The sequence below is a fragment of the Acinetobacter sp. UBA3025 genome (assembly GCF_002367915.1).
Taxonomy (GTDB): domain Bacteria; phylum Pseudomonadota; class Gammaproteobacteria; order Pseudomonadales; family Moraxellaceae; genus Acinetobacter.
Genome location: NZ_DFDO01000206.1, coordinates 1 through 10,858, shown reverse-complemented (window position 1 = coordinate 10,858; position 10,858 = coordinate 1). Strand labels below are relative to the sequence as shown.

The following is a 10,858-nucleotide window of genomic DNA, read 5'->3' as shown; positions in this document are numbered from 1 at the left end:
AATCAACACGGGCATTGCGCTCATTACGATACATCTTTTGAATATATTGCCCTAATGGCAACTCAGCCAGATGACTTTGATATTCCCGGTATTCATCCGACATCGATTCAAAGCTTTCCCTCTCCCACGGCGTTCCCGGAATAGCCAATAGAGGGGCCAGAATCGAACAGACAGCAATATCGGCCAGAGAGAAACGCGAACCGACGAGATAAGGTCCTTCTTTTTCCATACGGATCTGATTAAGCTGCTCAACCGAATCCTTGATAAATTGTTTGGACTGTTCCAGTGTTTCTTCAGTTAAGGCATAACCCTTGGTTAAAATGGTTTTTAGCAATGGCTTGGAGAATTTTTCAAACTGGCGCAGATAGCCTTTTTCTCCAATCAGAATATCCATCGATTCATGGTCATGCGATAAAGCCTGAGCCAGCATCCAGCGACGCACATGGCGGCCTAATTCCTGGGTGATTTCATCAATATCTAATGCCTGCTGACGCAAGCTTGCTTCTGCAGGTAGCAGACGGTGTTCAGGATATTGCTCATCCAGATATAGAGCGATTTTGGTCGAGTCCGCAATCCACTGTTCCCGATCACGCAGAATCGGTAGACGGTTTTGTCCAGTTTTCAGGCGGGCAAAGGCACGATGGGCACCCGGCATCAGATTTTGCGCAACATATTCCAGCTCTTTGTAATCCAGCATCCAGCGTGCCTTTTCACAAAAATGAGAAAGTGGAAACTGGTATAAGATGCGCATAAATTCTCCATGCTTGTTTTTAGGTCAGATCGCATTAAAACCATCTAATTTAGTCGGATACTTTAGTCACCCTAGCCTGGAAATACAATGAACTTTTTATTCAAAATAAAGATGTTGCTTATTCAACACGGCGATGAGTATTTTTATACATTTTTTTGTCTTGATTATCTATAAAGCAGATATGCATCGCTTTAAACTCATCTTCTAAAATTAAGGATTTATTAAAAACCTATTTTATTTTAATCAGTTACTATATTCCAAATTTATAAAAATCTAGCAGTTTTTGTCCTAAATAGGTTTTTTCATAAGCTTTGCGAAAGCAATTACTTAATCTCATAAAGCTTAGCCTGTAACGTTTTGATATCGATTTAGGATGTCATTATGTCTCGTTTAACTTTTGAAAAAGTTCATGTTATTGAAAATGATCACGACGCGATTAATGCTGCTTATCAGGTTGCAGATTTTGCCCTGGAAGGCCGTAATCAGCGTGATCAGCAACGTCTGTTACCTTTTGCTAAGATTGACCTGTTCAGCCAGAAAGGCCTGGGCGGCATGCGCATTCCGAAACAGTACGGCGGTGCATTTGTTACCAATAAAACCCTGGCGCATGTATTCCGGATTATTAATAAAGCTGACTCAAGTGTCGGGCAAATTCCGCAGAACCAGATTGCATTACTGAACATGATCGAGATCATGGGTACAGAAGAACAAAAACAGTTTATTTATAACGAAATTCTAAAAGGTAAACGTCTGGCCAATGGCGGCCCAGAACGAAATACTAAAGATACTAAAACCTTGGCAACCACACTCACCCTTGAAAACGGTCGCTATTTTGTTGAGGGTGAAAAATTCTATTCAACTGGTAGTAGCTTCGCGCACTGGTTAGCGATTAAAGCGATTCATCCAGAAGGCCATGTAGTACTAACCATTGTCGACCGCAATGCCAACGGCGTTGAAGTGATCGACAATTGGAATGGCTTTGGTCAACGCGCGACTTCGAGTGGCACAGTCAAACTTCAGCATGTCGAAGTTGATCCACTATTGATTTTTGATGAGCGTCTGTTAGGAAATCAACCAAGCTATCGTGGTGCCTATTCCCAATTGATGCAGGTTGCGATTGATGTCGGCATTGCCGAAGCCGCTTTTGCCGACACGCTGACTGCCGTGCATAAGGCTCGTCCGATTGTCGATGCTCAAGTCGAAAAAGCCAGCTTTGAGCATTATACCCTGCAGAAAGTTGGTAAATCTTCAGTACTCCTAGATGCCGCAATTTTACTGCTGGATGAAGCCGCTGAATATCTGGATGAACTGGATCAGCTGGAATCTGTGACTGATGAGCAGGCAGCCAAAGCCTCAATTTTAGTAGCTGAAGCCAAAGTCTATGCCAATGATGCAGCTTTGCATATCTCGGAAAAATTACTGGAATTGGGTGGAAGTCGCTCCAGCCTCAGTCAGCACAATCTTGATCAGCATTGGCGTAATGCCCGTGTGCATACCCTGCATGACCCGATCCGCTGGAAACTGCATGCACTTGGGGATTATTACCTGAATCATAAACTTCCTGCCCGCCACGCCTGGATTTAAGGATATTTGCCATGACTTCATTTCAAAACATTAGTCCATTGCAGTCAGAACAGCTGGCACATGCGCACATCATCAAATCTGATGAAGAAGCACTAGAAATTGCCCATAATCTGGCAGAGCAGTTCAAGGCTGGTGCCGTACAGCGTGATGCCGAACGTATTCTTCCTTTTGAAGAAATCGAGGCTTATAGCCAGTCCGGGCTCTGGGCGATTACCGTACCGAAACAATATGGTGGTGCAGAAGTATCTAGCTATACGGTGGCACAAGTCATTGCCCTAATGAGCGGTGTGGATGGATCAATCGGTCAGATTCCGCAAAACCATTTCTATGGTCTCGAAATCCTGCGCAATAACGGCACGGAGGAACAAAAACAGAAACTCTATGCCGAAGTCTTAAAAGGTGCTCGTTTTGGTAATGCCCTAGCTGAGTTCAAAACCAAGACCGCGGCACAACGCCAAACCGCGATTCGCAAAACCGAGCAAGGTTATGTCATTAACGGCGAAAAATTCTATTGCACCGGCAGCCTGTTTGCGCACCGCATTCCGACACTGGTCGTGCATGAAAGCGAACAGCAATTCCTGGCCTTTGTCCCACGTGACAGTGAAGGTCTCACCTTGATTGATGACTGGAGCGGTTTTGGCCAGCGTACCACTGGCAGCGGCACGGTGAAATTCGACAACGTGCAGGTGCTTGAGGAAGATGTGGTACGTTTTGATACGGCCTATACTCGCCCAACTATTTCTGGCCCTTTTGCCCAATTGCTGCATGCTTCGATTGAAACCGGCATTGCCCGTGCTGCATTCGAAGAAACATTAAACCGTGTACGTCAGGCGCGTCCGTGGATTGATTCTGGTGTGGACAAGGCCACCGATGATCCGCTGACCAAACTTGAACTGGGTCGCATGGTAGCTGATGTGCGTGCTTCTGAAGTCTTACTCAAACAGGCTGCCCGCTCTGTCGATACTGCCAAAGCCAATCCGACTGAAACCAGCGTGGCCAGAGCTTCTCTGGATGTGGCTAAAGCGCGTGCACACAGTTCTGAAACTGCCTTAAGAGCATCATCAAAACTAATTGAACTAGCCGGTAGCCGTGGCAGTCAGCGTGAAGATGGCCTGGATCGTTTCTGGCGCAATGCCCGCGTACATACCCTGCATGATGCCTCACGCTGGAAATACTATTTCATTGCCAATTATTTGCTGAATGGTGTTCTACCTCCACGCCGGGGGACATTGTAATGACAAAGACCACAACAAACTCGAAAACTAAAAAAATCCTGCTGAACGCTTTTGATATGAACTGCGTGGGTCATATCAATCATGGCTTATGGACTCATCCTCGAGATGAATCCCATCGTTTTAATGAACTGAGTTACTGGACTGATCTGGCAAAAACTCTGGAAAAAGGCCTGTTTGATGGCCTGTTCATTGCCGACATTACCGGAGTCTATGATGTCTATCAAAATGGCATTGATCTGACTCTAAGAGAATCGATTCAATTACCGAGTCATGATCCAAGCACCCTCGTGTCTGCCATGGCAGCCGTGACCGAGCATCTTGGTTTTGGCATTACAGTCAATCTCAGCTATGAATCGCCTTATCAGTTCGCCCGCCGCTTTGCCAGTCTGGATCACCTGACCCATGGCCGTATCGGCTGGAATATTGTCACGGGTTATCTAGACAGTGCGCAGCGCCTGATTGGTGAAAATGGTTTGAAAGATCATGACCTGCGTTATGAACAGGCTGAGGAATTTTTACAACTGTGTTACAAGTTCTGGGAAGGCTCTTGGGAAGATAATGCGGTTTTAAAAGATAAGCAAAATCGAATTTTTACTGATCCAACCAAGGTTCATCAGATCAATCATCAGGGCCAATTCTATCGTAGTCAGGGCGTATTCCAGGTTTCCCCTTCTGTTCAGCGTACACCTGTATTGTTCCAAGCCGGTGCTTCCCCGCGTGGCATGGCTTTTGCCACTCAGCATGCTGAAGGCATGTTTATTGGTGGTGATCATCCGGACAAGATCAAGAAACAGGTAGATCAGATCCGTTGTCAGGCCACTGAACAAGGACGTGATCCTGAAGCGATCAAGATTTTTGTTGGTATCACTGTGGTAACCGCAGAAACGGATGAACTGGCGCAGCAAAAGCTGGAAGAATATCGTTTTTATGCCAGCCCTGAAGCTGGTCTTGCACATTTATCCAGTTCAGTCGGAATTGACCTGTCCACATTTGCCGATGATGAGCCAATTCCTTACCAGCAAACCAACAGCATTGCTTCAGTCAATAACAAGTTTAAAGAACAACAGCTTACACCAACTGATCTGAAAGCACAGCATGTACTGGGTGGGCGTTATCCACTGATCGTGGGCAGTGGTGCAACGGTGGCAGAAAAACTGATTCAGCTGGTCGATGAAACCGGGATAGATGGCTTCAACCTGACCCGTACGGTGGCTCCAGAATCGCATCTGGATTTTATCCGTTTTGTTATTCCTGAATTACAGCAGCGCGGAAGCTATAAGACTGAATATAAACAAGGCAGTTTCAGACACAAGCTATTCCAGCAAGGAGATCGCTTATCCAGCGTTCATCCAGTGCAGCAATTTCGATGTCAAAACTCCGCCTCAACCGCGAATACCGACCTAAAGCAAAAACAATCAGCATAAATTTATTTTGAGGTGCAACATGGCACAAACTGCTAAAACAAAATTCAGCATTATTGGGGTAATTATTGCCGTCGTCATTATCGGACTGGTGGTATGGAACCAACAAAAAAAATCTGGTTCGGATGAACTGGTCATTGGTATCAGTCCATCTTTTGCCAAACCCTTACAGGTCGCAGCAGAAGAAGCCAAACAGCAAGGTGTCAATGTCAAACTGGTCGAGTTCTCAGACTGGAACACACCAAACATCACCCTGAATCATGGTGACATTGATGCTAACTTCTTCCAGCATCAGCCATTTTTGGATAATGCGAAGAAAGAAACTGATTTTAAAATCAAGGCGTTTGCCAAAGGTGCAGCAACTCATGTTGGTCTATATTCCAAGAAAATTAACAGTCTGGATGAACTTAAAGACGGCGCGAAAGTTGTGGTGCCAAACGATCCAGTCAACCAAGGCCGTGCTCTATTGTTATTACAACAGGCTAAACTGGTGACTTTAAAAGATCCGAATAACCATCTTTCCAGCCTGAAAGATATTGCAGTGAATCCGAAAAATCTGCAATTCGTTGAGGTTGAAGGTCCGCAAACTGCACGTGCCATTGATGATGTTGATCTGGCTTTCGGTTACCCGCACTATCTACGTCTGGCTAAAACAGCTGATCCAGAACAAGCGTTGTTATTTGACTCTAACAAAGACAACCGTTACGCGATCCTATTTGCGGTACGTGAGGACTATCAGGACAAAAATGACAAGCTGAAAAAATTTATCGAAATCTATCAGAACTCCCCTCGCGTGAAGGAAGCACTAGATGCTGACTTTGGTGCGAAGCTCTGGTTCCCGGGCTGGAAATAAGGTGCGATGATGACACAAGTAAATTCGTCAAATTCGAATGCAAAGAAGTGGATCATTGGCGGTGTCATCCTTGCACTTATTCTTGGGCTGGCGGCTTACCGTTGGACCAAGGGTCAGCAGCAGCAGGATGTACTGACCATTGGCATTAGCCCACCTTATGCAGACTTATTGCAAAGTGTGGCTGATGAACTGAAACCGCAAGGTATTAATGTGAAACTGGTTGAATTTTCAGATTGGCATGCACCCAATGTCGCGGTACAGAATGGCGACATCGATGCTAACTTTTTCCAGCAAAGTGTCCACTTAAGAAATGCCATTCGTGAAACCAACTTCGATTTACATAGTTTCGCGCCCGGTACGGGTAGCCATGTCGGTTTATATTCTAAGAAATATAAATCGCTGGATGAGTTACCACAAAATGCCCGTGTGGTCATTCCAAATGATCCGGTGAATCTGGCACGTGCCTTGATCCTTCTTAACCGTGCAAAACTGATTGAACTGAAAAATATCAACAATGAATTATCAACCGTTAAGGACATCAAGAATAATCCTAAACAGTTGCAGTTTATTGAAGTTGAAGGCCCACAAACGGCACATGCCTTGAATGAAGCTGATCTGATCTTTGATTATCCACATTATCTAAAACTTGCTAAAGCAGCAGATCCACATGATGCTCTGTTCCTGGATCCAATCGACAAGAAATACGCCATTCTGTTTGTGACACGCAAAGACTATGAAGATAAAAACCAGAAACTGGCGACTTTCGTAAAAGCTTTCCAGAATTCTGAAAAAGTCAAAGCAATTCTGGACCAGGATTTTGGTACTGGCATGTGGTTTGAAGGCTGGAAATAAGGTGAATACTATGGTGAGTTTTGGTTCTCAGGTGGCGTTTTCCGTCCCACATATCAAAATCCGTGACCTGAATAAATACTATGAGGTACAAGGCAAATCGGTACATGCCTTGAAAAACATCAATCTGGATATTCCTGAAGGCAAGATCTTCGGGATTATCGGGAAAAGTGGTGCGGGGAAATCCTCGCTGCTACGTACCCTAAATGGTCTGGAACAGATCAGCGAAGGTCATATCCATATCCATCAGCAGGATTTAGCTGGCTTAACCCATGCTGAACTGATCCAACTGCGTCAGCGTATTGGCATGATTTTTCAGCACTTCAACCTGATGTCTGCCAAAACCGTCTGGGAAAATGTAGCTCTGCCTTTAAAAGTTGCAAATTATAAAAAATCAGACATTGATGCGCGTGTAAACGAAGTGCTGCAACTGGTCGGCTTAAGCGATAAGGCTCAGAACTACCCTTCTCAGCTATCCGGTGGCCAAAAACAGCGTGTCGGTATTGCCCGCGCGCTGGTGCATCACCCGGAAATTCTACTCTGTGATGAAGCCACTTCTGCACTGGATCCGGAAAGTACCTCAGTGGTGCTGTCTTTACTGAAAGAAATCAACCAGAAACTCGGCATCACTATTGTACTAATCACCCATGAAATGCAAGTGATCCGTGAAATTTGCGATCAAGTCGTCGTGATTGAGAAAGGTGAAATTGTCGAATCCGGTGAAGTCTGGTCTGTATTCTCTAACCCACAGCAACAGATCACCCAGGAACTGCTGAATCTGGAACAACTGGAATTACCATTTGCGATTAGTCCTGAAGTAACAACAGATACCACGCATAGCATTATCAAACTGCGCTATGCCTCTAGTGTTCAGCATTCACCAGATTTGAAAGTGATTTTCGAACAGTTCGAGCATCCGGTGCATCTCTATCAAAGTCATATCGACAGCATCCAGAATCATCTGGTCGGTAGCCTGATTGTCGCAGTTGCCGATCTAAATCTGGATACTGACTTACTTCAGCAAAAACTAAAACAACACATTGCACAGATTGAGGTGATTGGCTATGCACGACCAACTCATTGATTTATTACTAACAGGAACCACCGATACCCTCATCATGGTTGGTGTATCCGCAATCGTTGCCTTTCTGATTGGTTTACCGATGGCGGTTGTGTTAGTCAGCACCTCTGAACATGGCATTTATCCATCCAAGCCAATTAACCAGGCTTTGGGTTGGGTTGTGAATATTACCCGTTCGGTGCCTTTCCTGATTTTAATGGTGGCTTTAATTCCAATTACCCGCTGGATTGTCGGTACCAGTTATGGTGTCTGGGCAGCAGTTGTACCTTTAACGTTAGCTGCGACTCCTTTCTTTGCGCGTATTGCTGAAGTGAGCTTACGTGAAGTCGATCAAGGGCTGATTGAAGCGGCTCAAGCGATTGGCTGTAACCGTAAGCAGATTATCTGGCATGTGTTATTACCTGAAGCTTTACCAGGAATTGTGGCCGGTTTTACCGTTACTTTGGTGACCATGATTAACTCATCAGCCATTGCCGGTGCGATTGGTGCCGGTGGTCTGGGCGATATTGCTTACCGTTATGGTTATCAGCGTTTTAATATGCAGATCATGCTGGCGGTGATTGTAGTGCTGGTGATTCTGGTCATGCTGGTGCAGGCCACTGGTGACACCCTGTCAAATCAGCTCGACAAGCGTAAAATCTAAAAACATCTATTTCATAAGTTTTCAACAAAGCACCCAGCCATGACCTGACTTTGTCATGGCTTTCATGTAAAATCACTGGCAATTTTTATATAACGCTTTGTGAGTTATTTCATGGGTTTTAATTGTGGTATTGTAGGCCTGCCTAACGTTGGTAAATCTACGCTTTTCAATGCATTAACTAAAGCTGCAATTGCTGCGGAAAACTTCCCATTCTGTACGATTGAACCAAACACCGGTATCGTGCCTGTGCCTGATCCACGCCTGGACAAACTTGCTGAAATCGTAAAACCACAACGCGTGGTACCAACTACCATGGAATTCGTGGACATCGCGGGTCTGGTTGCTGGTGCATCTAAAGGCGAAGGTCTGGGTAACCAGTTCCTGGCTAACATCCGTGAAACTGATGCAATTGCTCACGTTGTTCGTTGTTTTGAAGATGAAAACGTGATTCACGTCAACGGTAAAATTGATCCGCTTGATGACATTGCAACGATTAACACTGAACTTGCATTGGCTGATCTTGAAACTGTGACTAAAGCAGTGACTCGTCTGGCTAAGTCTGCAAAAGGTGGCGATAAAGAAGCTGTAGCCACTAAAGCCGTTCTAGAAAAAATCCTACCTCTGCTTGATGAAGGCAAACCTGCCCGTGCAGCAAATCTGGATGATGACGAACGTAAACTGGTTCGTGGCTTTGGTCTATTAACACTTAAACCAACGATGTACATTGCTAACGTGGCAGAAGACGGTTTTGAAAACAACCCGCACCTCGATGCGGTACGTGAACTGGCAGCTGCTGAAAATGCAATCGTGGTTCCACTTTGCAACCAGATCGAAGCTGAAATTTCATTGCTTGAAGATGAAGACCGTGCTGAATTCCTGGAAGCAATGGGCATGGAAGAGCCTGGTTTGAACGTGGTGATCCGCGCAGGTTATTCACTGCTTGGTCTGCAAACTTACTTCACTGCCGGTGTACAGGAAGTTCGCGCCTGGACGGTTAAAGTCGGCGCAAATGCGCCTCAGGCAGCGGGTGTCATTCACACTGACTTCGAAAAAGGCTTTATCCGCGCAGAATGTATTGCTTATGATGACTTCGTACAGTACAACGGCGAAGCTGGCGCTAAAGAAGCTGGTAAATGGCGTCTGGAAGGTAAAACTTATATCGTTCAGGACGGTGACGTTCTGCACTTCCGTTTCAACGTATAAGTTGAAGCCAAAGAGAAGCCCCAAATCTGGGGCTTTTTTGTTACCAAATTTGGCTTCTTGCTATTCTTATACGCATCTTTACATCCTATTTATAAAAATCTTCCTCCATAACATAAATGATAATAATTCTCATTGTATTTAATACAACTCAAGCGTATTTTAAAATTTAGTCGAAAATTCCACTCACTCAATCACGCTTAAGGACAATTAAAAATGAGCTATACCCTTCCCGAACTCCCTTATGCTTATGATGCATTGGAACCGCATATTGATGCTAAAACCATGGAAATCCACCATGCCAAGCACCATCAAACTTATATCAACAACATCAATGCAGGTATTGAAGGCACAGAATGGGAAGATCTTTCTGTAGAAGAACTGGTGAGCAAAGCCAATCAGGTCCCTGAAGATTTGAAAAATAATGTGATTAATAATGGCGGCGGTCATGCCAACCATTCCCTGTTCTGGACAGTAATGAGTCCAAGTGGAGGTGGCAATCCTCAAGGTGAAATTGCACAGGCGATCGACAAGGAGCTTGGCGGCTTTGAAGCCTTTAAAGAAGCTTTTACCAAGGCAGCCCTGACCCGTTTTGGTAGCGGATGGGCCTGGCTCAGCGTGGCACCTGATCAAACTATTATCATAGAAAGCAGCGCCAATCAGGACTCACCACTCATGCATGGCAATACCCCGATTCTAGGTCTGGATGTCTGGGAACATGCGTACTATTTGAAATACCAGAACCGTCGTCCTGAATATATTGCCGCTTTCTTTAATGTTGTGAACTGGAAGGAAGTGAATCGCCGTTATCTAGAAGCACTTTCAACATAAATGAACACAGTAGGACGTAATCTCATGTCTTGGCACTCTTTACGTTTGCTCTGCGGCCTCAGTATACTTTTGGGTGGAGCAGTGTTGTATCTAGAACGTCTGTTCATGTTGCTTTAAGACATGATCGTCTATTGTATGGGAAGCCTTATTCTGAGGCTTCTTTTAATTTTTGCTGTTTAATTTTTTCTATAGGGAGATGGATTTAAAATTTAAGAACGCAATTCACAGACATTGACGCTATCGAAGCCATTGGTACATGGTGCCACTTCACACGCATAAGAAGCTTGTACTCCACTTACTAAAACAGCACTCATACTTATCGCTAAAAACAATTTATTAAACATTTAAAATGACTCCAAAAATTAACTTTTATCTCTAAATCGCTTGATTATGAGTCAATTATAGGACTT

10 protein-coding genes are annotated in these 10,858 nt (G+C 44.7%); 9 read left to right on the top strand and 1 reads right to left on the bottom strand.

Annotation, left to right across the window (positions count from 1 at the left end; all coding sequences use genetic code 11):
* A partial coding sequence (locus tag B4J23_RS08670) for a glutathione S-transferase family protein (RefSeq protein ID WP_291360009.1) occupies nucleotides 1-751 on the bottom strand: 751 nt, incomplete at its 3' end.
* 381 nt (nucleotides 752-1,132) lie between these two features.
* On the opposite strand from B4J23_RS08670, the gene B4J23_RS08665 reads away from it, so the two are divergent.
* The 9 genes from B4J23_RS08665 to B4J23_RS08625 all read left to right on the top strand — a co-directional run bounded on the left by B4J23_RS08665 (nucleotide 1,133) and on the right by B4J23_RS08625 (nucleotide 10,448).
* On the top strand, nucleotides 1,133-2,335 hold the full coding sequence (locus tag B4J23_RS08665; RefSeq protein WP_291360007.1) for an SfnB family sulfur acquisition oxidoreductase: 1,203 nt from the start codon (nucleotides 1,133-1,135) through the stop codon (nucleotides 2,333-2,335).
* An 11-nt stretch (nucleotides 2,336-2,346) separates the two neighbouring features.
* Nucleotides 2,347-3,570 (top strand): SfnB family sulfur acquisition oxidoreductase, encoded by a 1,224-nt coding sequence (locus B4J23_RS08660; RefSeq protein WP_291360005.1) that lies wholly within the window; start codon nucleotides 2,347-2,349, stop codon nucleotides 3,568-3,570.
* Complete coding sequence (locus B4J23_RS08655) at nucleotides 3,570-4,994, top strand: LLM class flavin-dependent oxidoreductase (protein ID WP_291360003.1); 1,425 nt, start codon at nucleotides 3,570-3,572, stop codon at nucleotides 4,992-4,994. Before B4J23_RS08660 ends, B4J23_RS08655 begins: the two co-directional genes overlap by 1 nt.
* A gap of 19 nt (nucleotides 4,995-5,013) precedes the next feature.
* Nucleotides 5,014-5,844, top strand: coding sequence for a MetQ/NlpA family ABC transporter substrate-binding protein (locus B4J23_RS08650; protein ID WP_291360001.1), 831 nt, complete (start codon nucleotides 5,014-5,016; stop codon nucleotides 5,842-5,844).
* Nucleotides 5,845-5,853: 9 nt separating this feature from the next.
* Nucleotides 5,854-6,696 carry a MetQ/NlpA family ABC transporter substrate-binding protein gene (locus tag B4J23_RS08645; protein WP_291359999.1) on the top strand — a complete coding sequence of 281 codons (843 nt, stop codon included), beginning with the start codon at nucleotides 5,854-5,856 and terminating at the stop codon, nucleotides 6,694-6,696.
* A 10-nt stretch (nucleotides 6,697-6,706) separates the two neighbouring features.
* A complete protein-coding gene (locus B4J23_RS08640; protein WP_163169781.1) occupies nucleotides 6,707-7,777 on the top strand; it encodes a methionine ABC transporter ATP-binding protein in 1,071 nt (356 codons plus the stop codon).
* The gene (locus B4J23_RS08635) at nucleotides 7,758-8,417 is read left to right on the top strand and encodes a methionine ABC transporter permease (RefSeq protein WP_291359998.1); all 660 of its coding nucleotides are present in this window, start codon (nucleotides 7,758-7,760) and stop codon (nucleotides 8,415-8,417) included. The genes B4J23_RS08640 and B4J23_RS08635 overlap by 20 nt, the downstream gene beginning before the upstream one ends.
* Nucleotides 8,418-8,528: 111 nt before the next feature.
* Entirely contained in the window at nucleotides 8,529-9,620 is a 1,092-nt protein-coding gene (ychF, locus tag B4J23_RS08630) for a redox-regulated ATPase YchF (RefSeq protein ID WP_291359995.1), read from the top strand.
* 213 nt (nucleotides 9,621-9,833) lie between these two features.
* A complete protein-coding gene (locus B4J23_RS08625; protein WP_180002169.1) occupies nucleotides 9,834-10,448 on the top strand; it encodes a superoxide dismutase in 615 nt (204 codons plus the stop codon).
* The last annotated feature ends 410 nt before the right edge of the window (nucleotides 10,449-10,858 follow it).

Coding starts and splice junctions, on each gene's coding strand:
- B4J23_RS08650 (WP_291360001.1), top strand. CDS start 5,014: ATGGCACAAACTGCTAAAACAAAATTCAGCATTATTGGGGTAATTATT.
- B4J23_RS08640 (WP_163169781.1), top strand. CDS start 6,707: ATGGTGAGTTTTGGTTCTCAGGTGGCGTTTTCCGTCCCACATATCAAA.
- B4J23_RS08645 (WP_291359999.1), top strand. CDS start 5,854: ATGACACAAGTAAATTCGTCAAATTCGAATGCAAAGAAGTGGATCATT.
- B4J23_RS08655 (WP_291360003.1), top strand. CDS start 3,570: ATGACAAAGACCACAACAAACTCGAAAACTAAAAAAATCCTGCTGAAC.
- B4J23_RS08625 (WP_180002169.1), top strand. CDS start 9,834: ATGAGCTATACCCTTCCCGAACTCCCTTATGCTTATGATGCATTGGAA.
- ychF (WP_291359995.1), top strand. CDS start 8,529: ATGGGTTTTAATTGTGGTATTGTAGGCCTGCCTAACGTTGGTAAATCT.
- B4J23_RS08665 (WP_291360007.1), top strand. CDS start 1,133: ATGTCTCGTTTAACTTTTGAAAAAGTTCATGTTATTGAAAATGATCAC.
- B4J23_RS08635 (WP_291359998.1), top strand. CDS start 7,758: ATGCACGACCAACTCATTGATTTATTACTAACAGGAACCACCGATACC.
- B4J23_RS08660 (WP_291360005.1), top strand. CDS start 2,347: ATGACTTCATTTCAAAACATTAGTCCATTGCAGTCAGAACAGCTGGCA.